General features: G+C 43.1%; 22 protein-coding genes and 1 pseudogene. 5 read left to right on the plus strand and 18 right to left on the minus strand.

Going from position 1 to position 21,325, the window contains the following annotated elements; all coding sequences use genetic code 11:
* Window positions 1-45: 45 nt before the first annotated feature.
* The 14 genes from DWW60_RS12530 to DWW60_RS12595 all read right to left on the minus strand — a co-directional run bounded on the left by DWW60_RS12530 (window position 46) and on the right by DWW60_RS12595 (window position 13,129).
* The gene (locus DWW60_RS12530) at window positions 46-258 is read right to left on the minus strand and encodes a toxin-antitoxin system HicB family antitoxin (protein ID WP_055273599.1); all 213 of its coding nucleotides are present in this window, start codon (window positions 256-258) and stop codon (window positions 46-48) included.
* Window positions 259-288: 30 nt separating this feature from the next.
* Window positions 289-1,035 carry a glycosyltransferase family 2 protein gene (locus DWW60_RS12535; protein WP_022217156.1) on the minus strand — a complete coding sequence of 249 codons (747 nt, stop codon included), beginning with the start codon at window positions 1,033-1,035 and terminating at the stop codon, window positions 289-291.
* A 31-nt stretch (window positions 1,036-1,066) separates the two neighbouring features.
* Window positions 1,067-2,548 (minus strand): sugar transferase, encoded by a 1,482-nt coding sequence (locus DWW60_RS12540; protein ID WP_055223734.1) that lies wholly within the window; start codon window positions 2,546-2,548, stop codon window positions 1,067-1,069.
* A 2-nt stretch (window positions 2,549-2,550) separates the two neighbouring features.
* Entirely contained in the window at window positions 2,551-3,981 is a 1,431-nt protein-coding gene (gene gatB, locus DWW60_RS12545; RefSeq protein ID WP_117875502.1) for an Asp-tRNA(Asn)/Glu-tRNA(Gln) amidotransferase subunit GatB, read from the minus strand.
* Between the two features lie 3 nt (window positions 3,982-3,984).
* Entirely contained in the window at window positions 3,985-5,448 is a 1,464-nt protein-coding gene (gene gatA, locus DWW60_RS12550) for an Asp-tRNA(Asn)/Glu-tRNA(Gln) amidotransferase subunit GatA (protein WP_172678739.1), read from the minus strand.
* 22 nt (window positions 5,449-5,470) lie between these two features.
* Complete coding sequence (gene gatC / locus DWW60_RS12555; protein ID WP_015533226.1) at window positions 5,471-5,758, minus strand: Asp-tRNA(Asn)/Glu-tRNA(Gln) amidotransferase subunit GatC; 288 nt, start codon at window positions 5,756-5,758, stop codon at window positions 5,471-5,473.
* Between the two features lie 254 nt (window positions 5,759-6,012).
* Window positions 6,013-7,542, minus strand: a complete 1,530-nt coding sequence (locus tag DWW60_RS12560; protein ID WP_117875503.1) for a hypothetical protein — start codon at window positions 7,540-7,542, stop codon at window positions 6,013-6,015.
* Between the two features lie 141 nt (window positions 7,543-7,683).
* Window positions 7,684-7,890 (minus strand): GNAT family N-acetyltransferase, encoded by a 207-nt coding sequence (locus DWW60_RS13945; RefSeq protein WP_055273605.1) that lies wholly within the window; start codon window positions 7,888-7,890, stop codon window positions 7,684-7,686.
* A 28-nt stretch (window positions 7,891-7,918) separates the two neighbouring features.
* A complete protein-coding gene (locus DWW60_RS12570) occupies window positions 7,919-8,986 on the minus strand; it encodes a zinc finger Ran-binding domain-containing protein (protein WP_243002962.1) in 1,068 nt (355 codons plus the stop codon).
* 17 nt (window positions 8,987-9,003) lie between these two features.
* Window positions 9,004-9,537 carry a nitroreductase family protein gene (locus DWW60_RS12575; protein WP_117875504.1) on the minus strand — a complete coding sequence of 178 codons (534 nt, stop codon included), beginning with the start codon at window positions 9,535-9,537 and terminating at the stop codon, window positions 9,004-9,006.
* 27 nt (window positions 9,538-9,564) lie between these two features.
* Entirely contained in the window at window positions 9,565-9,948 is a 384-nt protein-coding gene (locus tag DWW60_RS12580; protein WP_117875505.1) for a VOC family protein, read from the minus strand.
* Between the two features lie 209 nt (window positions 9,949-10,157).
* Window positions 10,158-11,366: an NADP-dependent isocitrate dehydrogenase gene (locus tag DWW60_RS12585; protein ID WP_015533231.1), complete on the minus strand. Its 1,209-nt coding sequence runs from the start codon at window positions 11,364-11,366 to the stop codon at window positions 10,158-10,160.
* 163 nt (window positions 11,367-11,529) lie between these two features.
* A complete protein-coding gene (locus DWW60_RS12590; protein WP_022217163.1) occupies window positions 11,530-12,510 on the minus strand; it encodes a biotin--[acetyl-CoA-carboxylase] ligase in 981 nt (326 codons plus the stop codon).
* The gene (locus DWW60_RS12595; RefSeq protein ID WP_055143903.1) at window positions 12,500-13,129 is read right to left on the minus strand and encodes a hypothetical protein; all 630 of its coding nucleotides are present in this window, start codon (window positions 13,127-13,129) and stop codon (window positions 12,500-12,502) included. Before DWW60_RS12595 ends, DWW60_RS12590 begins: the two co-directional genes overlap by 11 nt.
* A gap of 293 nt (window positions 13,130-13,422) precedes the next feature.
* Here DWW60_RS12595 and DWW60_RS12600 point away from each other — a divergent pair, with 293 nt between their 5' ends.
* Window positions 13,423-14,823, plus strand: coding sequence for an MATE family efflux transporter (locus DWW60_RS12600; RefSeq protein ID WP_055273615.1), 1,401 nt, complete (start codon window positions 13,423-13,425; stop codon window positions 14,821-14,823).
* A 71-nt stretch (window positions 14,824-14,894) separates the two neighbouring features.
* Here DWW60_RS12600 and DWW60_RS12605 read toward each other — a convergent pair whose 3' ends face one another.
* The gene (locus tag DWW60_RS12605) at window positions 14,895-15,746 is read right to left on the minus strand and encodes an AraC family transcriptional regulator (protein WP_117875506.1); all 852 of its coding nucleotides are present in this window, start codon (window positions 15,744-15,746) and stop codon (window positions 14,895-14,897) included.
* A 138-nt stretch (window positions 15,747-15,884) separates the two neighbouring features.
* On the opposite strand from DWW60_RS12605, the gene DWW60_RS12610 reads away from it, so the two are divergent.
* The gene (locus DWW60_RS12610) at window positions 15,885-16,826 is read left to right on the plus strand and encodes a glycosyl hydrolase (RefSeq protein ID WP_117875507.1); all 942 of its coding nucleotides are present in this window, start codon (window positions 15,885-15,887) and stop codon (window positions 16,824-16,826) included.
* A gap of 40 nt (window positions 16,827-16,866) precedes the next feature.
* Here DWW60_RS12610 and DWW60_RS12615 read toward each other — a convergent pair whose 3' ends face one another.
* Window positions 16,867-18,009, minus strand: a complete 1,143-nt coding sequence (locus tag DWW60_RS12615) for a HAMP domain-containing sensor histidine kinase (RefSeq protein WP_015533238.1) — start codon at window positions 18,007-18,009, stop codon at window positions 16,867-16,869.
* Entirely contained in the window at window positions 18,006-18,644 is a 639-nt protein-coding gene (locus DWW60_RS12620; RefSeq protein ID WP_238045940.1) for a response regulator transcription factor, read from the minus strand. The genes DWW60_RS12615 and DWW60_RS12620 overlap by 4 nt, the downstream gene beginning before the upstream one ends.
* A 154-nt stretch (window positions 18,645-18,798) precedes the next feature.
* On the opposite strand from DWW60_RS12620, the gene DWW60_RS12625 reads away from it, so the two are divergent.
* The 3 genes from DWW60_RS12625 to DWW60_RS12635 are packed head-to-tail and all read left to right on the plus strand — an operon-like array spanning window position 18,799 to window position 20,789.
* Window positions 18,799-18,942, plus strand: coding sequence for a CD1871A family CXXC motif-containing protein (locus DWW60_RS12625; protein WP_055223724.1), 144 nt, complete (start codon window positions 18,799-18,801; stop codon window positions 18,940-18,942).
* Window positions 18,935-19,840, plus strand: coding sequence for a 4Fe-4S binding protein (locus DWW60_RS12630; protein WP_055223722.1), 906 nt, complete (start codon window positions 18,935-18,937; stop codon window positions 19,838-19,840). Before DWW60_RS12625 ends, DWW60_RS12630 begins: the two co-directional genes overlap by 8 nt.
* A gap of 40 nt (window positions 19,841-19,880) precedes the next feature.
* Window positions 19,881-20,789 carry a TlpA disulfide reductase family protein gene (locus DWW60_RS12635; protein ID WP_117875509.1) on the plus strand — a complete coding sequence of 303 codons (909 nt, stop codon included), beginning with the start codon at window positions 19,881-19,883 and terminating at the stop codon, window positions 20,787-20,789.
* A gap of 152 nt (window positions 20,790-20,941) precedes the next feature.
* Here the strand turns inward: DWW60_RS12635 and DWW60_RS13725 are convergent.
* A pseudogene (locus tag DWW60_RS13725) lies at window positions 20,942-21,325 on the minus strand (hypothetical protein); the annotation flags it as partial.

Raw genomic sequence — 21,325 nt, forward strand, 5'->3', positions numbered from 1 at the left:
TAACAAAATAACAGGTCGATGGTATATGCCATCGACCTGTTATTTTTATTCTGCCTCATTCTTCTGCTGTTTTTCTTTTTCTCTTCGGAATATCTCATCTATCGCTTCCCTGACAAGCTCTGACATAGATACCTGTCGCACCGCCGCACATTCACTGAGCTTCCGATGAGTATCTGTATCTATCCTAAGTCTCAGGATCGTATCTTTTCTCTTTTCCGTCGGCCTTCCCGGGCCTCTCTTCTTATTGTCATCCGTCATTTCTTTTCTCCGCCATATAATTTATTCCTATCAGAACAGATATTTTACAACACCATTTACCGCATAACACATGAAGTAAAAGCAGCTTCTTATAACTCCATATCCAACTTTTCTGTATACGGCAAATGTCTTTTTTGCAGACGACAGTTTTGAACCAGACTTACTGTTTCTCATCTGCCTGTATAATAGCAACGGCTCATTTATCGCAACCGAGCTTCCGTATTCCTTCAGTATCTGCAACCAGCAAATATAATCCTCATGGATATCGTCGTTGCCCATCGGATATCTGAGTGCAACCTGTCTGTCCATCACAACCGATGAACAATTGATCACATTTCCTCTGAGTAGCATCTTATAGGTGACCTTTTCAGGAACTCCGATCACTTTTCCCGTTCTGGATCCGTCTTCGTTCACAAGCTCCCTGGCCGTAGAACACAGAACCGCACCTGTCTGCTCCATAAGCTTCAACTGTTTAGCCAGTTTATCAGGCTGCCACTGATCATCCGAATCTATAAATGCAACGTATCTGCAAGTTGCAGCCGCAACCCCGCGGTTACGCGAAGCTGCAACTCCCATATTTTTTTCATTTCTGATGATATTCACACGGTCATCTTCCGCGTATCCATCAAGTGCTCCTGTCAGATCATCCGTCGAACAGTCATCAACTATTATGACCTCCACAGGAATCCCCTGCTTCATAACTGAATCCACCGCAGAATAAATGGTTCTGCTGCTGTTATACGCCGGAATTATCACCGATACTTTTTCTCCAGTCATCACACACACCTACATCGATATATATCGCTTATTATTTATCTGTTTTCTGCACAGTCTTTCCGAGGTCATAGAATGCATCCTCAGACTCATCAAGCCCTTCCGGCTTCACATTTACAGGTGAAGGTATCTGTACCTTCTCGCCATCCCTGAGTGCCGTGGTCATATTTGATGCGATTCCCTCTGATGTCTCCTTCTGGAACATGATCTTTACCGTCAGGAGCATCAGCTTGAGATCAAGCCATATTGAATACTGCTCATAATAGGTAAGATCCAGCTTAACCTTATCTCTAGGGGTTGTGTTGTATTTGCCGTAAACCTGTGCATATCCCGTAAGTCCGGCCTTCATCTTGAGTCTGTAGTCAAACTCAGGGAATGTCTTTTTATAAAGCTCGGCGATCTCCGGTCTCTCAGGTCTCGGTCCGACAAGTGACATATCACCCTTGAGTACGTTGAAAAGCTGTGGCAGTTCATCAAGATGCAGCTTTCTGAGCCATTTTCCCACAGGGGTTATTCTGTCATCATCCTTCTTTGCAAGCTGTGCTCCACCTGCCTCGGAGTCCATCTTCATACTTCTGAACTTGATGATCTTGAACACCTTGCCATTCAGTGTCAGTCTGTCCTGCTTGTAGAATACCGGTCCTCTGTCATACAGCCATATCGCAAGTGCTGATATGAGCATAAATGGTGAAGCTATGACAAGCAGTATAAATCCACATATAACATCCATGATCCTCTTAATGATCATATCGTCACCGGTAAGTCCCTGATTTCGTGATAAGAGGATAGGCGTATCGAACAAATGAATAGGCTCAGCTCCTAATATGATTATGTCGGAAAGCTTTGGCACAACATACGATCTGATGGAGTGTTCAAAACAATACTTCACAAGCTCATTTCTTATATAAGCCTTGGTCTCGCAAATGATTACTCCATCGTACTGGAGTATCTTCTCCTTGATCGCCTGCTCGCCCTCGCTGACATGTATTCTGTCTTCTATTACATACTTGTCCTTACGGGCATTGATCTTGTCTATGAACTCTATCGGAGTCTTATATCCATATACCAGCAGCAGATGCCTTGGCGGATACATCTTCGCATACAAAAATCTACACGCAAATATCCAAATCAATATCACTATCGTTTCAAGCCCGGTTACCTTTAACAATGGTACCGGATTTACATAGTCACGACAGATTATACAGAGCTGCAGGTAACCAACTACATTGGCACACACGAGAGCCAGCAGCTGTGAGTAAACTATATCAAGCAGTCTGAAGAATCCGACTCTGTAACCACCATAAAGCTTGGTGAAAAGTATGATGATTATTCCATACATTCCGATAACTGCCCAGTTTCCTCTTCTCCAGAACGGAAGCGTAAGCGTTACCTCATAGTCCCGGTACCACATGAGTCCAAACAGCACCAGCTCCACAGCGATGAGTACACAGGCCTCACCCACTGTTATGAGACGTTTGTATCTGTCCCTCTTTCTAACTCTTCTGTTTTCTTCCATATTTATAGCATCTCCCTAAGCATCTTGTTGACAGATCCAGGATCTGCTTTACCCTTCATAACTTTCATAACCTGTCCGACAAGTGCTCCGAGAGCCTTCTCCTTGCCGCCTCTGTAATCATCAACAGCCTTTGGATTGTTATCTATGGCTACCTGACATGCCTCCTTAAGTGCATTGTCATCCTGAACAGTTGCAAGTCCGTTATCCTTGACATACTTCTCAGGATCTATATTATCTGCAAATATCTTTTCGAACACTTCCTTTGCAACACCGCCATTGATAACCCTGTCATCAACAAGCTTGATGAGCTTCGCAAGATTCTCCGCTGAAAACTTCAGGTCTTCCGCATCAACACTGTTCTCCTTCATCAGTCTCATGGTCTCTCCCATGATCCAGTTGGAAACCTTCTTTGCAGGTGCTCCCAGTGCAATCGCGTCCTCAAACAGATCTGCCAGCTTCTTGGAGGCCGTGATGATGTCTATATCATAGTCAGGAATCGCATATTCCTCTTTGTATCTTATCTTCTTCTCGTCTCTGAACTCAGGCTGTGCATCCCTTACCTGCTGGAGCCACTCATCGCTGATGTGGATAGGTACAAGGTCAGGATCAGGGAAATATCTGTAATCCTGTGCATCCTCCTTGGATCTCATAGGATATGAATACTCCTTAGTATCATCCCATCTTCTTGTCTCCTGGACAACATTTTCACCAGACTCGATGAGATCGATCTGTCTCTCTCTCTCATTCTCTATGGCTCTGGCAATGGCCTTGAATGAGTTCAGGTTCTTGGTCTCTGTACGTGTGCCAAACTCCTCTGAGCCAACCTCTCTGATCGAAAGATTGACATCAGCACGCATGGATCCCTCATTCAGCTTACAGTCTGAAGCTCCGAGATACTGTATCGTCTCCCTGAGCTTTTCAAGATATGCTATTACATCCTCCGCAGATCTCATGTCAGGCTCAGATACTATCTCTATAAGAGGCACACCTGAACGGTTGAAATCCACAAGTGAGCTGTCTGTATATGGATCATGGACAAGCTTACCTGCATCCTCCTCCATATGTATCTCATGGATCCTCACATATTTCTTAACTCCGTCAACCTCTATCTCAACCTTACCATCCCTGCATATTGGATAGTAGAGCTGTGATATCTGGTAGTTCTGTGGGTTGTCCGGATAGAAATAGTTCTTTCGGTCAAACTTGCAATTCTGTGTGATAGTGCAGTTTGTTGCAAGACCAACCGCAATCGCTTTATTCACAACCTCTTTGTTAAGTACCGGAAGTGAGCCCGGCATTCCTGTACATACAGGACATGTATGTGTATTAGGAGCTCCTCCAAATGCTGTGCTGCAGCCGCAGAATATCTTTGTCTTGGTCGCAAGCTCTACATGGACCTCAAGTCCGATGACTGTCTCATATGTCTTTGCCATCTCTTACAGCCCCCTTTCTGAAACCTGTGCAGGTCTCTTGTACTCTCTAGTCTGCTCAAATGCATATGCAGCTCTGATTATGGTCTTCTCGTTAAATGCATCTCCAACCATCTGCACACCTATAGGCATTCCATCCTTATCAGTTCCACATGGAAGTGATATTCCCGGAAGTCCTGCAAGATTTACAGGGACTGTGTACACATCTCCCAGATACATCTTGATAGGATCTGAGAGTGACTCTCCCATCTTCAGTGCTGTTGTAGGTGCAACAGGTCCGAGAATGATATCATACTTCTCAAACGCCTTGTCATACGCCTGTTTGATGAGAGCCTTTGCCTTGAGGGCCTTTACATAATATGCATCGTAATAACCTGAACTCAGCACAAATGAACCGAGCATGATTCTTCTCTTGACCTCAGGGCCAAATCCTTCTGAACGGCTCTTCTTGTACATGTTGTGAAGATCTGTGTACTCTGGTGTTCTGTAACCATATTTTACACCGTCGAATCTCTCAAGGTTAGAACTTGCCTCCGCCGATGCAATGATATAGTAAGCAGGAATAGCATACTCAACCATTCCAAGATCAAACTCCTCAACAATAGCTCCCTTTGCCTTCAAAGTCTCAGCTACTCCATACACGGCTTCCTTTATCTCAGGCTCAAGTCCCTCTGTGAAATAGTCTCTTGGAAGACCGATCTTAAGGCCTTTCACATCATCCACAAGTGCGCTTGTAAAATCATTGTCATCTCTGTTAACTGATGTTGAATCCTTCTTGTCATACTGTGATATGATCTCAAGGATCGTCGCACAGTCCTCTACATTCTTCGCAAGTGGTCCGATCTGGTCAAGTGATGAACCGTATGCTATAAGTCCGTATCTTGACACTCTTCCATAGGTTGGCTTGATTCCGGTAACACCGCAGAATGAAGCCGGCTGTCTGATGGATCCACCGGTATCTGAACCGAGGGCACATGGCACCTCCTCACCGGCAACTGCTGCCGCTGATCCACCTGATGAACCACCTGGAACTCTATTTGTATCCCATGGATTTCTTGTCTCACCAAAATATGATGTCTCGGTTGTACTTCCCATGGCAAACTCATCCATGTTGGTATGTCCTACTATAACCGCTCCTGCTTCCTTGAGCTTCACAACGGCCTCAGCAGTATATGTTGGAACAAAATTTGACAGAATCTTGGATGAACAGCTTGTCTGCACACCCTCCTGGCACATATTGTCCTTTATTGCTATCGGCACTCCTGCAAGAGGACCATTGAGCTCTCCCGCATCTATCTTCTTCTGCACTTCCTCCGCCTGGGCAAGTGCTCCTTCACGATCAACCGTGACAAAACTATTATAATCTTTCTCGCACGCCTCGATGCTGTCAAGACAGGCCTGTGTCGCTTCAACTACGCTCACCTGTCCATCTTTAATAGCTTTTCCCAGCTCTACAGCCGTCATACCCATTAAATTCACTTCAGCCTACCTCCTAGTCAAATGTCTTTGGCACCTTGTAGCAGCCATCCTTCTGCTCTGGCGCATTCTTCAGCATGTTCTCTCTGTCGTCTCCATTTACAACAACGTCCTCACGGAACACATTGTTGTATGGGAATGTATGGCTCATAGCCTCCACACCGTCTGTATTAAGTTCATTCAGTTTGCTGACATAATCAAGCATGTCTGACATATCCTTCTTTGCCTGCTCCTTCTCCTCCGGGGAGAGCTCAAGCTTTGCAAGGATTCCAACATAATCAATTGTTTCATCAGTTATCGTCATGTTCTTGTTCTCCTATCTTTAATGAGCAAAAATAAAGAATGTGCCTTCTTATTATTCTGTGTCAAATAATGTAAACACATTCTCCCGCCATGGTATTTTGTACCACAAAATTCCTCTAAAATATATCACATCCTGGGATATTATGCAAGACTATGGGCATTTTTACCTGTATTACGCAAAACACCGCCATGTAAAACGCTGCATACATGGCGGTGCTGTAGCCCAGCTCTATGTCCTATTTCAATAGAATATGTCTACTTTCTTATTTTTTTATATATTAATATCCCTGCACTTCCCATAAGAGCCAGAATAACCACAACTGCCATTTCTTTTACAGGCAGCCGATCACCTGTATCTGGATGTCTGCCCGGAGGCGTGTTACGTGTTGTTGTCATGGTGTTTGTTGTTCCTGTTGTACTCCATGTAGTACGTTCCGTGGTCGACTCTGTAGTTGTACCCGTCGTAGTTTCTGTTGAGGTATCCTCTGTTGTTGTTCCTGTTGTTGATTCTGTTGTCGTGTCTTCCGTTGTGGTATCTTCTGTTGTGGTATCTTCTGTTGTGGTATCTTCTGTTGTCGTGTCCTCTGTCGTGGTGTCTTCCGTTGTGGTATCTTCTGTTGTGGTGTTCTCTGTTGTGGTGTTCTCTGTTGTGGTATCCTCTGTCGTGGTGTTCTCTGTTGTGGTGTCCTCTGTCGTTGTATCCTCCGTTGTTGTATCTTCTGTCGTTGGCTCTTCATCCAGGAAATCATTTCCCGGTACTCTGTGGAACTCTCCTCCGTTTGAGAATACTTCACTCACCACACAACCATCCCAGTTGTGTCCGAGATTTACCGCTGCCTCCGGTGCTATCACTGTTCCAAATCCCCTGCCCGCAAATGTTATGCTTCCGCCAAATTGTCCATCTGCTGCCGAGCTGTCATAGAAGTTAAAATACATTCTGTTGTAGGCATTATAAAAATTACCATTATCGTTTGCCTTTGCATCGCTCTTGCTTCCAAGTATCAGATCGCCCAGAACAGCATCCTGGATACCTGCCAGATCAATATTCATGAGCAGCACCGTATCATCACCATAATCCGGGAACTCAAAATATATCGGATTTGTGCCCGCGGCGAGCTGACTGTAATCCATGGATACCACATGCAGTCCGCTACCATTTACTGACACACTTCTATCGTTCATATCACCTGTTATATCAACATCCACAGTACCCTCTGTGTCTGCATAAGTCCTAAGTTTCTGACTATAGTCAATAAACTTTCTCTGTATATCAGCCATATCTGCATATTTAGAATATTCACCATCCTCTGCAATCTCCGCATCGGTTCTGACATTTGCCGGACTGTCAAGCTTTGTCTCGGAGCCATCATTCATACGGATATATATTTCACCGCCATCTGCTCTCCTGACTTCCGATCCTGTATATAGCATATCAGTTCCTGCATCCGACACACAGCCACACATCCGTTCCGCATTTTCAAAGTAGAATTCCTCATATACTCCATACGAATTTCTGAGTCCCGAGTTGGAATTTGCACTGAGTGTCTTTGTGATAAAGTTACTGTGAAGATGTGTCTGTGCACACAGTGTGTCAAAACATATCACACCAAAGTCCCCCATTAGCTCCGTTGCAGAGCTGCTTTGCAGCATATAACTACCATCGTCTGCCTTTGCAAGTACTCCTATAGTCCCCGCCGTCACGCAAAGCACAAAAACCATCGCCACTGCAACTGCTATGAGCTGCATAGTCTGAAAGCACATACCATTATCATGGTTACCTCTCATTCAATGTCCGCCTTAACTATTTCGTCTCAAATACATAGTATTCAACAGACTTCCCGCATATTCGTTATAATAAAAAAATCCCCGAACAGATTCGACATAATTTTCACTATGTCTTATCCATCTGGGGATGAGCCAGGCAAGTCAGAATGGTCTCTCAGGATCAACAATATGCCTTATATTCCTATCCACATATATTGATGTCTCCACGAACCAGTCATACGCCGGTCTGTCATGAAATGGTCCCACATAAGCATATCCCGCAATCTGTCCTGGCAGCTCAGCCACCAGATACGGATATCTCTCAATATCTGAATTTTTATCCTTACCAGGCTTTGACTGCTTTGTCACTTTTGCCCGCCTCCATGTTCTTAAGTCTTTACTCTATGATACTCACTATCTCCTCAGAGTCAGCCTTGACTTTATATGTCTCACCTATGTCAAGTTTGTCATATATAGACTTTTCAACTTTATATGTCTTTTCCTTATTCTTCACTTCGCATGTGACTTCATATTCAACTGTTTTTTCCCCTAGTCTCTCCTTGTCTGTGAGCTGAGGCTCTGGATATTCCGGTGTCTTTCCACCGCCCTCCGCAGTCTCCGTCCTGTTGTACTTCCACCTCCATATTGTATAATAATATTTCGTCTTGTATATCGGCTTATCCCTGTACACAGGAACAGACCTCGTTCTCGTCACATATCCGTAATCATCCACATTATTTGCAACTTCAGAGAAGGTTCCATCTCCATTGTCCTCATAACTGTACTCCACATGGGAACCTATCACCTCATATGAATCATAGGTCTCCTCACGCTCACCAACATATTCCTGTTCTGTATGATGGACCTCCTGTTTCGTGGTCTTTAGCGTAGCGCCCTCTGGGAGTTCCCAGTCATCTTCATCACACAGAATATATTTCTCCACATCAACACTGGTCTTCCATGTCATATCCTTGACTGTGACTGTTCTCTTCTTTGGCATGGTTATGATTGCTGTAAGTCCGATTATCGCCGCTATCACAAGCATGCCGATCAGTACTATCTTCAGAGCACCAAATGAATGTCCTCTTTTCCGATTGCCCTGCCCGCCTTTTTGTCCGCCGGCAGCCATTCCTGTACCTGATGCATTTCTGGCATTTCTTGCGTCCTGCTCTTTCCTGACGTCAAAATACCCCTTATCCTTCGCACCTCGTTCAGCACCGCAGCTGCTACACCGTGTATTGAGAGCAGAATTATAGTTTCCACAGTGATCACATAACCAGTCTGCACCTTTTCCCTTTGTCTGGCTCTCCTCCTCAGACAGATACCTCACTCCATCCATATAGAACTTAACTTCCTGTCCTCTCGGCTTTCCGCAGGAAGGGCACTCGCGCCTCATTCCCTCTATATGTTTCGTACTACAATAAGGGCAGTCCCAATACCCCATCACAAGTTTTCCAATATACAATATCCTCCCCGTATATACTACAGATAACTTACCTGCACAGAAGCATCGTAATCATGTGGTGTCTTGTTGTCAGTCTTGTGTCCAACGGCAAGAGCTATCTGGAATGAATATCCCTTCGGTATTGCAAGTGCCTTGTCAAAATATGCTTTCTTCTCCCCGTGAAGTGCATCATACACGCAACCGATTATCAGATTTCCGAGCCCCATGCTCTCTGCCGCTATAGCCATATTCTGAACTGCAATTCCTGAATCCACCTTGCTCCACTTGAAGTCATCCTCAGCGCTTAAGAATATGAGCACCGGAGCCTCATAATAGAAATTGTGAGGCTGCTTATCCTGTCCGCGAAGTGCACGCTTCTCTGCATCAAGCTCTTCCAGAATTGGAGCATCACCCTTAACAACTGTAAAATGTATCTCTTTCTTATTCATACCTGTAGGTCCCTGAAGCCCAGCCTCGATGACCTTCTCAAGCTGCTCCTTCATAACCTCTTCATCACTGTATGCTCTCGCTGAGCTTCTCTTTTTTATTACCTCTAATACCTGATTATCCATTGTCTTTTACCTCCTATTCTGTCATTCCTATACCGTTATCTCTATCTGATTATCCTCTATGCAGACCACACAGCTCTCATAGTATCCATCGCCTGTCGTCCGCGGTCCACTTGTCACCTCATAGCCATCCTCCGCAAGCTGTCTGGTAAGCTCATCAACTTTTTCTTTGCTTCCCACACTGAATGCTATATGTATCAATCCGGTTCTGTTAAGTGTCTTTTCAGGATCATCCATTCCCTGCCTGTTCATTATCTCAAGCCTTGCGCCATCATCAAATGTGAGAAAATATGAACGGAAGTCCGTCGTTTTATTATGATATCCCTCATTTGCTGATGCTCCCAGATATTTCTCAAAAAAATTCTTCGCAGCTTTAAGATCATTCACATACATCGCAACATGCTCAATTCTCATAAATGCAACTCCTCATTATCTTATACGCTACACTCAGATAGACAAACTACTATATGCATGCTGCTATAGGCATGCTATATAAGCTATTTTAACCCAATGCCACATTTTACACAATGGCATAAAAATATCACCTTTATCCATTTGTATGAATAAAGGTGATATCCCGTTAAAAGCAACGTCTGTAATCAGCCCGTTACACAATTTCATTCTTAGAGCATACCCTCAAGTGTCTCTCTGATAGCCTTGATAAAGTTCTCACTGTTGAGGACTGTTGGGTTCTCGAGAGTTGTGATGAGAGCCAGATCCTTTGTCATCTTGCCATCTTCTATAGTCTTGATGGTTGCAGCCTCGAGCTTGTCTGCAAAATCCTGAAGTGCCTGGATTCCATCAAGCTCTCCACGCTTTCTGAGTGCTCCTGACCATGCGAAGATAGTTGCAACTGAGTTGGTTGATGTCTCCTCACCGGCAAGGTGCTTGTAGTAATGTCTCATAACTGTTCCGTGTGCTGCCTCGTACTCATACTTTCCATCAGGGGATACGAGAACTGATGTCATCATGGCAAGTGAACCAAATGCTGATGAGATCATATCACTCATTACATCTCCATCATAATTCTTACATGCCCAGATGTAACCGCCTTCACTCTTCATAACACGGGCAACCGCATCATCTATAAGTGTGTAGAAGTACTCAATACCTGCTGCATCGAACTGCTCCTTATACTCTGCATCGAATATCTCCTGGAAGATATCCTTGAATGTATGGTCATACTTCTTTGATATGGTATCCTTTGTGGCAAACCACAATGTCTGCTTGGTATCAAGCGCATACTTGAAACAGCTTCTTGCAAAGCTCTCAATAGACTTGTCCACGTTGTGCTGTCCCTGAAGAACACCAGGACCATCAAACTTATGTATAGTCTCCTTTATAACCTGTCCGTCATCGCCTGTGAATACAAGCTCTGCAGTTCCAGGACCTGGAACATCGATCTCTACGCTCTTGTATACATCACCATATGCATGTCTTGCGATGGTGATAGGCTTCTTCCAGTTCTTAACACATGGCTCGATTCCCTTTACTACGATAGGTGCTCTGAACACTGTACCATCAAGGATCGCTCTGATGGTTCCGTTAGGGCTCTTCCACATCTCCTTGAGATTGTACTCCTTAACTCTTGCCGCATTAGGTGTGATAGTAGCACACTTTACAGCTACGCCATACTTCTGTGTTGCGTATGCTGAGTCAAATGTTACCTTGTCATCTGTCTCATTTCTATGTACAAGTCCAAGGTCATAGTACTCTGACTTGAGATCGATAAATGGATAAATAAGCTCATCCTTTATATACTGCCAGAGAATTCTGGTCATCTCATCTCCATCCATCTCTACAAGTGGTGTGGTCATCTGAATCTTTTCCATGTTTTATGTCCTCCATCTTTGTGTTTTCTAAGTTTTGTTATATACTCACTGCCGATTATAAACTATAAGGGGCTATATTTCTAGTTTTTTTGAATTATACATACCAATTATTAATTTTCTTAAGCCCTATAACCATATTCTTGATCAGCTATTTTTTTCAGCCTTACACATATCCATATATTCCTCTCACGGATACTTCCCCGGATATTATATCGTGAACCTCGCCATCGGCATCCCTCACCAGAAGTCCGCCATCCTTTGAAAGTCCAAGCGCCGTGTACTCTGTCTTTTTATCCCCCTCTATTACATACACCTGCTTATCCCTGTTCACAAGATAACTGTTGTACTCATCAACAAGGAATCCCAGGTCCTTATTCTTTATAAATTCGTCATATAGCTTTTCAAATTCATTTGACACCTGTGCAATGAACCATGATCTGTCACAGCCCTTGCCATTTTCCAGCAGTATTGATGTGGCCTTGTCTGCTATGTCCTCAGGGAAGCTTCGGTTATACACGTTTATGCCTATTCCCACAACAACATAGCTTATGTCAGTTCCCTCGGAACTCATCTCTGTGAGGATTCCGACCATTTTTTTTCCATCAGACAACACATCATTCGGCCATTTAATCTGAGGCTTTACTCCATCCACCTTGCTGAACGCTCTGGCAAGTGCCACCGCCGACACCAGAGTTATCCTTGACACACAGGAAATATCTATGTCCGGCTTGAGCAGATACGACATGGATATTGTCGTGCCCTTATCAGAATTCCAACTGTGGCCTCTTCGTCCCTTTCCTGCAGTCTGTTCATTTGCCACGAACAGAGCTCCGTGAACACAGTCAGTTTCCCCGACTATCTTGGCACGGGTGTTCGTTGAATCCGTCTCATCATAATAGTAAAGCTTTCTGGCAAATGTTCTGGTCTCAAGATACTTTGAGATCTTCTCCTCAGACATTACATCAGGCTCACTCACCAATCTGTATCCCTTGTTGTTCACGCCCTCGATCACATAACCTTCATTCTTGAGTGCCTGTATGTTCTTCCACACCGCTGTTCTGGATACCCCCAACAGCTCACAGAGCTCCTGTCCTGACACATATCCATCACTGTTCTGCAGCTTTTCAAGTATTTTATTCTTCATCAGTTCTTACCTTCTCTCTCAGGATATCGTATACCGCCTCACATTTGCCTTTTGCTCCGGCAAATGGAACTATGTAACTCTCCCTGCCTCTGTCAAACTTAATTATATAATACTTCAATTCAGGATCAGGCTCTATCATGATATACCCTGTAATAGTCTCATACGGTATCACCTTACTGCCTCTCTTCTGAATGATCGTTACAACATCCTGACCAAACAGATATGTCATATCATATGCAGACTTTCTAAATGAAGCCTTGACCACATAAAATCCATATGCCATGGCCGCAATCGCAATAGCAGCCTTTATCATTCTGTAGTGACCTCCCATAGCCCACCACACAAGTGCTATACCTGCCAGTACAAATATTATGCCAACCACCCTGTACGCTATCCTGGTGCTCTTTCTCTTGACTACCTTCTGTCTGATGATTCCATCTGCCTGAGTCTCCTGTTCTTCACGCCTTGCGCGCTCCAGCTCGTCCACGAGCTTTCCAGCCTGTCTGACAAGCACCTTCTGCCTGTAGGCTCTCGAAGTACCATTCTCTATGCTGCTTATATTTCTAATCTCTTCTCTGTGTTTTTTATTGTTCTTTTTTTTATCACTATCTCTACTCATTCCATATCCCCTGCCAGGTCATGATCACTACTGATATCATCCCGGTTCGTATCCATGCGCTTTATGCACAATTATTTTCTCTTTTTTCATCACTTTTACGACTGTACTTATATTAGTTCAGAGACTAATATATATCAAGTTTTCACCATTACAAAAGTGTTTACATTTTACCACGTTTAATCACCTTTTTTCCATATATAAAATCATTAAAAGGTGATTAACTAGCAAACACACGATATCGTGAAAACAAGCAATTTATAAACAAACAACTAGATTTTTGAGAGGTGAATCACATGAAGAATTTTATCGCGCGCATCAGTGGCACAAAAGACCTCACTGAAGGAAAGCCTTCAAAGCTTATATTGAACTTTGGTCTGCCCCTTCTCTTTGGTCTGATATTTCAGCAGTTTTATAATATGGTGGATTCTGTCATAGTCGGGCAGAAGCTTGGAACTGACGCGCTGGCGGCGGTGGGTTCCACCGGAAGCATCAACTTCATGATACTCGGTTTCTGTATAGGAATCTGCAACGGATTTGCAATCCCTGTTGCACAGGCTTACGGTGCGAAGGATTTCAAGGCTCTTAAGGCATATATAATCAACAGTATATGGTCATCCGTTGCACTGGCTGCTGTTATAACAGTAGCAGTAAGTATCTTTACCATGCAGATACTCAAGGCTCTCCGAACACCTTCGAATATCATCGATGATGCATATATATACATATTTATAATATTCCTGGGCATTCCGGCAACCTTCCTCTACAACCTGACCGCCGGGATACTGAGATCACTCGGAGACAGTATCACACCTGTCATATTCCTTGTGGGTTCATCAATTGTCAACATAATACTTGATCTTATACTTGTTGTTCCTATGGGCGTCGCCGGAGCTGCAGTTGCCACAGTAGCTTCACAGGCAGTGTCAGGAATCATATGTACGATATACATGACAAAGAAACTGAAGTATCTTGAATTCAGTAAAGAGGATTGGACATTCAGCATGCGCCACTGCCTTAAGCTCTGCGGTATGGGTCTGCCTATGGGCCTGCAGTACAGCATAACCGCCATAGGCAGTGTCATTCTTCAGACCGCAGTCAATGATATGGGTTCAACATATGTTGCAGCCGTATCAGCAGGAAGCAAGATTTCCATGTTCATGTGCTGTCCTTTCGATGCAATGGGCTCCACCATGGCAACATACGGAGGTCAGAATGTTGGTGCCAGACGTCTTGACCGTGTTGATCAGGGACTTAAAGCCTGTATCAAGATGGGAATCATATATGCCCTCGTGGCTCTGGCTTTCTCCATCGTATTCGGAAAGCAGCTTGCACTTCTCTTTGTAAAGAAGGAACAGATTGAGCTTATCGGCTACATATATGAATTCGTAGTTATCAACGCCGCATTCTACATATTCCTGGCTCTTGTGAATATCGTAAGATTCATGATACAGGGGCTTGGATACTCGACTTTCGCCATACTTGCAGGCATATGTGAGATGATTGCCCGTTCTGTTGCCGGTTTCGTGCTGGTGCCTCATTTCGGTTTCATCTGCGTATCACTAGGAAGTCCGCTTGCATGGGTATGTGCTGATCTCTTCCTGATACCTGCGTACCTGTGGGTTATGAAACAGCTGAGACGAAAATTCGGGGGAAATAAAATCAGCCGTGCAAAGTCCGCAACGGCAACAATATAATCGGTTTATGAACAGACTCACTTGTGTCTCGATCACATGTGAGTCTGTTTCATTTGCACCCTATTGGGATACTAAAGTCTGTTCTGCATCCTTTCCTGTTTCGGAGTGATTCCCCTCCACTTTTTATACACACGGATAAAATAACTGCTGTCCGAAAAACCATTTTCCTGCGCGATATATTCCATGGAATAATCCGAATACAGCAGCATGTTCTGCGCCTTGTTGAGCCTTATATACAATATGTATTCCTTACACGATCTTCCATAACGAGCCTTAAATGATCTGGCAAAGTGTGAATAACTCATACTGCACATTTCTGCCAGATATTTAACCTCAATCTGTTCTGACGAATGCGCATCTATATATTCCAGTATGTGATTGAAATACACATAACCATCCGACCTCTTATGCTTAAAATCTCCATTTGTTTTCATTTGTCTTGACATGATGATGAGCAGCTTATATATCCCAGACTGAACCGCAAGCATGTACATCTCCCGTTTTTCCATATACTCCTCAAATATATCCTGAACAATATCTGCCATACTTTCTTTTAGTTTTTCAGACCTTATAACCATACAGAAATCTGTAGTCTCCGTCCTGTATACAAAACAATCATACATTTTCCTTACATAAATCTGGGGAATGCCCAGTGTATACATATTAAACTTTATGACCGCATACTTCACCGGCTCCGTACAGGTCTTATCCGCCTTTATACTGTGAAGCTGCAGCGGATATAGATAGCACATATCCCCTTTTCTGAGAACCGTCTCTCCATCATTGCAGATCACCCGGATAGATCCGCTGACTATATAAAGTACCTCACTGTAATAGTGCCAGTGCAATTCAGAATGCACACAATCTGTGTAAAATATATCATATGGCTGTTTCATCTCATCAATGTACTCAAACATTTCCATAGCAGTCTCTCCCCCTACGATCCAAGTTGTATCATGATAGGTTTATACAATTTTTTGCTCTTTATATAATACAATTATTACATTTATTTGTATATGATAAAAGCATATCAAACACATACTAATGAAGGAGAAAATAAGATGCAGAAAGCAGCAAACAAGCACATATCGCATTCAGCACAGAATCTACTGGATTATTTATCGGAGATTGCCGGTAATAAGATAATAACAGGTCAGCACACACAGACCAATCCTATGGAGGAGATTGACTATATATACGAACAGACAGGCAAATGTCCGGCACTCAGAGGTTTCGAGCTGCTTGGATACTCGCCAAACATAAACTATAATGATGCATCCGCAGAATGTCTCACAGAGGTATATGAAAATCAGGATACCCTTGACACCGCTCTCGAATGGGCAAAGAAAACAAATGGCATTGTCACTTTCACATTTCACTGGTTCTCTCCGATTGGAGGTCGTGACAAGAGTTTCTACACAGAGCACACTGACTTCGACGCTGAAAAGGTGCTCATTCCAGGAACAAGAGAACGTGATGCTTTCTACCACGATATGGACATCATCGCAAAGGAACTCCGAAGATTCCAGCTTGAAGATATCCCGGTTCTGTGGAGACCTTTCCACGAGTCCGAGGGCACTTGGTTCTGGTGGGGTGCCAAAGGTCCTGCTGTTGCGGCAAAGCTCTACAGACTCATGTTCGACTACTATACAAATGTACTGAACATCAACAACCTTATATGGGTATGGAACTGTCCTACAAAAGGCGTATACCCTGGAGATGACTTCGTTGATATTGTCTCCATGGACATATATCTGCCGGAATACACAGCAACCGATTACAGTGAAGAATATACAAAGCTTGTAGAAGCTACCTCTCCGAACAAGGTTGCCGCCCTTACCGAAGTTGGATATATACCGGATATACATCTTCTGGAGAAGTCACACACTCCATGGGCATACTACATGACATGGTCTGAAGAATTCTGCATAGGAGAAAAATTCAATTCCAACGAAAATCTTAAGGCTATGTATGACAGCCAATATGCTGTTACCGGAAAGTAAGTGGGTAAGTCTGTTATATGTAACTGCTGTAATGCTCACTTTATAAAACGACTTCAAAAATCGTTCCTCCAGACGGATTAGACTTAACTGCAATATTGCCATCATGCACTATCACGATCTCGCGGACAAGAGCAAGTCCCAGTCCTACGCCGCCAAGCTCACGGCTTCTGGATTTATCCACGCGAAAGAAAGGTTCAAACACGCGATCCTTCAGTTCTTCCGGGATACCATTTCCGGTATCCTCTACTGACAGGTAAACGTGTTTTTCCTTCTGACGCGCTGTCACTGTAACCCGTCCTCCTGTGCGGTTATATTTTATAGCATTCTCAACAAGATTGTATAACATCCTGTAAATAAGGATGTCACTTCCTATCATCGTTACATCCGTACATTCTCCAATAAGTTCTATATCCTTTTCCTGTGCAAGAGGTTCCAGATCCGCCAATACCTCATCAACAAGCGCGTCGACCATTATTTTATCATCCCGGCTCACAGTTTGAAGCTCACTCATATCAAGAAGTGTCTTTACCATTTTGCTGAGTCTCTCATTCTGTTCAGTGACCATCTTTATCGTCTGCAGAGTGACTTCGTCATCTCCCGGATGCCGGGAAGAATTATATGAATCAAGCTGTATCTGCATTAAAGACAGTGGAGTTCTGAGCTCATGTGCTGCATTTGCAGTAAACTGTCTCTGTATCTCAAATGCATCCGAGAGGCGTTCAAGCATCTTGTTATATGAAACGCTGAGCTGGTTCAGTTCTTTAACATTGTTTTCTTCTATTCGTGAATCCGCCAGATTCTGTGCCTGTACCTCTTCAATTTTATCAGAAAACTCACTGATCGGCTTTAGTGCATGCCCACTTATAAAATATGTAGCTACTCCGCCAAGCAGGGCCAGCAAGGCAGAAATTATCAGGCTGTTTTTCTTGTAATCTGCCTTATTATTGTACACCTTAACAGAAAAATCATTTGCAAATTCATCCCACTTATCCTCCGGAATACTGATATATATTTCATCAGTACCACTCCCATTATCATCTCCCTGGGCATCAACGGTTTCTTGCAGAGAATCAATATAATACACGCCATTTTTATAGACAAGTAAAGTAAGGCATCCACATATAAGCGCAATATATAATGTGATTATACAGGTAAGCCTCCACTGCAGCGACATTCTTTTCATCTGTCGGACTCCTCTCGTATTTTATAGCCTTCTCCCACCTTGTTCAAAATCGGATCATATCCAAGCACTGCCTTAAGCTTTCTTCTCAGCGAAGACATATGTACTCTGATTGCTCCACTGAAGCTGTCAACCGAAGCATCCCAGACATGCTCCATCAATTCCTCCTGGCTTACCGGTCTGCCCAGATTAAGAAGCAGATATTCCAGGATTCCATTTTCTTTTCTTGTAAGGGGAACCTTCTCTCCTTTTGCGTATGCCTCACGTTTTATCGTATCAAACTTTATCCCGCCGCTTTCCAGACATACATCCTTCTGTACAAATTTTCTTCTTGTAAGGCTTCTGATACGTGCCTCAAGCTCCTGCAAATGAAATGGCTTTTCCATATAATCATTTGCACCCGCATCCAGCCCTTCAACCTTATCCGCGATCTGTCCCCTTGCAGATAATATGATAACCTTTGTCTCTTCATTTTTCTGTCTGAGTTCCTTTAAAATCTCCATTCCATCCACACCTGGCAGATTCAGATCCAGAACGATCAGATCATATTCCTCTGACAGAATGCATTCAAGAGCCTCTTCTCCGTCATAACAGGTATCCACCTCATACCCGACATCATACAGACTTTTCGCAATCATATCACATATCTGTTTCTCATCTTCAACTATCAATAATCTCAAAACTGTCACCTGTTTCTTAACAAAAATCCTTCTTAACAAAAATTTTACAACAGCTATTGTATAATACCAAAGTCAGCTGGTCAACAAACACAATCATGAAAGGAGCTACAATATCTTGAAGTACGGGAAAATATCTCAGATCATTTTACTCATCACGGGTATAGCAATGATCAGCTATGGTGCAGTCAGAGGTGAAGCGGCTGCCGTGCTCAGCAAAGCAATAAAATTATGTCTGGAGTGTGTAGGAATTGGATAAGAATAAATCACTGTCAAAAAAAACAGCCAGAATACGCGGATGGATACAGGCAGCTGCCACGCTGCTTACCAATATTCACATCCCCAATTTATTTAAAGGCAAGATCTATCAGGGCAAAGCCAAAACAGTATGCGTACCGGGATTAAACTGTTACTCCTGTCCCGCTGCAACAGGAGCGTGTCCCATTGGTGCATTTCAGGCGGTCGTCGGATCATCCAAATTTAAATTTTCTTACTACATAACTGGTTTTTTCATTTTGCTCGGTGTGATCCTCGGAAGATTTATATGTGGATTTTTGTGTCCATTTGGATGGTTTCAGGATCTGCTTCACAAAATTCCCGGAAAAAAGTTTTCCACAGCCAGGCTGAAACCACTAAGATACCTGAAATATATAATCCTTATTGTTTTCGTTATACTTCTGCCGATGCTTGTAACGAACTCCATAGGAATGGGAGACCCGTTCTTCTGTAAGTATATTTGTCCACAAGGTGTTCTGGAGGGAGCTATACCACTTTCACTTGGAAATGCGGCTATACGCTCTGCACTTGGAAAACTGTTTTCTTTTAAATGCCTTATTTTAATTACAGTTGTCGTTCTGAGTATTCTGTTCTACAGACCCTTCTGTAAATGGATTTGTCCTCTCGGCGCAATCTACTCGTTATTTAACAAGGTCAGCCTTATGAGTATCAAGGTTGAAAGCAGCAAATGTGTCGGATGCGGTAAGTGTTCAAAGGCATGCAAAATGGATGTAGATGTATGCAAAACACCAAATCATCCGGAATGCATACGATGCGGAGCATGTATGAAGGCATGTCCAAAAGATGCGATCCACTATCAGTTTATGGGAAAGCCATGTTCCCAAAAAGGACATAAGCAATCTTCCAAAACCAACATGTAACAATCAACCACACTAATATTATTTAAAGGAGCAATTATTTATGAAGACAAAAAGAACATTAATATCTATTATCACTCTCTGTGCAGCATTATCTCTCACGGCATGTAACGGATCAGAATCTGCCACAACTGAGAGTTCACAAAAAACCCAGACAGAAGCCACCACTGAAGCTGCGGACAATTCCAACACGAAACTGGATGATCTATATCAGCAGGAGAACCAGATCTTTTCAGATCACCAGGAAGTATGGAACAAGGTATTTGGCATGATGAATAAAAGCAGCGCTGATCCAAACGGAGATTATGCCGATTATCTGGCCGGCACCGTTGAATCAAACAAGGAATCCTTTACAGATGATGAACTTAAAACACTTAACGATGATATCGAAACTATCAGACAGATTGAAAAGCAGATAACAGAAATCGAAAATAAAAACGCAGGATCAGAAAGCACCGACCAGAACGACAGTTCCGAAGAAATCACACCTTTCAAGAGTTTCTCCGGCAAGGATTTGGATGGTAATTCTGTTGACGAAAGCCTGTTTTCCAATAATGCAGTAACCGTCGTTAATTTCTGGTTTACCGGCTGCAAGCCTTGTGTCGCAGAATTATCCAAGCTTAATGAATTAAACGATGCCATCAAATCGATGGGAGGCGAGGTAGTAGGTATCAACACAGAGACATTTGACGGAAACGAAGATGCTATCAAGGAAGCCGCAGCCATTCTTGACAGCCAGGGTGCAAAATACCGCAATATCTCCATTGACTCTGATTCAAGTATAGGCAAGTATGCCTCCGACATCATGGCATTTCCTACAACCATACTAGTCGATAGAAATGGTAATATTGTCGGAGAACCTATGCTTGGAGGAATCGACAATCAGGACAACTATGACTCTCTTATGAAACAGATCAAGTCAGTGATCGACGCTGATAACAAGGATAAATAATTATAGTTGACTTTAAATTGAATATACTAATGAAAGGACAAGAAGCCTTTCTGCTTTTCAAAAAAGGTCATCCGGTTTTCAAGAAACCAGATGACCTTTTCCCGTGCAATAAAATTTCATATGCTTACTCCCTTCTTTTTGCCCCCCGTCTTTTACACTTCGATTCCCATCGCACGTATTGCATTTATATTTTTTTCTGCGCGCTCTGCCTTTAACCGCGAAACTTCTTTTTGGGTTGCTTCATCTTCAAAAAATTTCCCATATCTTTCAATATTGTCACAAAACCGCCTTTCATACCAAAGCAGTTCCTGTTTACCTTCTTCTTCTGTCATTTTTCCTTCTGAAACACGTTGCATCACTATTCTTTTTTCCTCATGGAAATCATTTTGCACTTTCACTCTATAGGATTCTTTATTCGGATACTTTGCCGGCAAAATAAATACATCCCCATTACATTCAGTTTTTCTGCTGATATACAAATTACTAAAAGCATATAACTCTAAATAATCCACGCATGTCTTTAAATCCACCACCTT

It is taken from the genome of Coprococcus sp. AF16-22 (assembly GCF_003461545.1).
GTDB classification, from domain to species: domain Bacteria; phylum Bacillota; class Clostridia; order Lachnospirales; family Lachnospiraceae; genus Coprococcus; species Coprococcus aceti.

Bases quoted from the DNA above. Each gene is read 5' to 3' on its own strand.
- DWW60_RS12530 (WP_055273599.1), bottom strand. From the start codon at position 258: ATGACGGATGACAATAAGAAGAGAGGCCCGGGAAGGCCGACGGAAAAG.
- DWW60_RS12535 (WP_022217156.1), bottom strand. From the start codon at position 1,035: ATGACTGGAGAAAAAGTATCGGTGATAATTCCGGCGTATAACAGCAGC.
- DWW60_RS12540 (WP_055223734.1), bottom strand. From the start codon at position 2,548: ATGGAAGAAAACAGAAGAGTTAGAAAGAGGGACAGATACAAACGTCTC.
- gatB (WP_117875502.1), bottom strand. From the start codon at position 3,981: ATGGCAAAGACATATGAGACAGTCATCGGACTTGAGGTCCATGTAGAG.
- gatA (WP_172678739.1), bottom strand. From the start codon at position 5,448: ATGGGTATGACGGCTGTAGAGCTGGGAAAAGCTATTAAAGATGGACAG.
- gatC (WP_015533226.1), bottom strand. From the start codon at position 5,758: ATGACGATAACTGATGAAACAATTGATTATGTTGGAATCCTTGCAAAG.
- DWW60_RS12560 (WP_117875503.1), bottom strand. From the start codon at position 7,542: ATGAGAGGTAACCATGATAATGGTATGTGCTTTCAGACTATGCAGCTC.
- DWW60_RS12575 (WP_117875504.1), bottom strand. From the start codon at position 9,537: ATGGATAATCAGGTATTAGAGGTAATAAAAAAGAGAAGCTCAGCGAGA.
- DWW60_RS12580 (WP_117875505.1), bottom strand. From the start codon at position 9,948: ATGAGAATTGAGCATGTTGCGATGTATGTGAATGATCTTAAAGCTGCG.
- DWW60_RS12585 (WP_015533231.1), bottom strand. From the start codon at position 11,366: ATGGAAAAGATTCAGATGACCACACCACTTGTAGAGATGGATGGAGAT.
- DWW60_RS12590 (WP_022217163.1), bottom strand. From the start codon at position 12,510: ATGAAGAATAAAATACTTGAAAAGCTGCAGAACAGTGATGGATATGTG.
- DWW60_RS12595 (WP_055143903.1), bottom strand. From the start codon at position 13,129: ATGAGTAGAGATAGTGATAAAAAAAAGAACAATAAAAAACACAGAGAA.
- DWW60_RS12600 (WP_055273615.1), top strand. From the start codon at position 13,423: ATGAAGAATTTTATCGCGCGCATCAGTGGCACAAAAGACCTCACTGAA.
- DWW60_RS12605 (WP_117875506.1), bottom strand. From the start codon at position 15,746: ATGGAAATGTTTGAGTACATTGATGAGATGAAACAGCCATATGATATA.
- DWW60_RS12610 (WP_117875507.1), top strand. From the start codon at position 15,885: ATGCAGAAAGCAGCAAACAAGCACATATCGCATTCAGCACAGAATCTA.
- DWW60_RS12615 (WP_015533238.1), bottom strand. From the start codon at position 18,009: ATGAAAAGAATGTCGCTGCAGTGGAGGCTTACCTGTATAATCACATTA.
- DWW60_RS12620 (WP_238045940.1), bottom strand. From the start codon at position 18,644: ATGATTGCGAAAAGTCTGTATGATGTCGGGTATGAGGTGGATACCTGT.
- DWW60_RS12635 (WP_117875509.1), top strand. From the start codon at position 19,881: ATGAAGACAAAAAGAACATTAATATCTATTATCACTCTCTGTGCAGCA.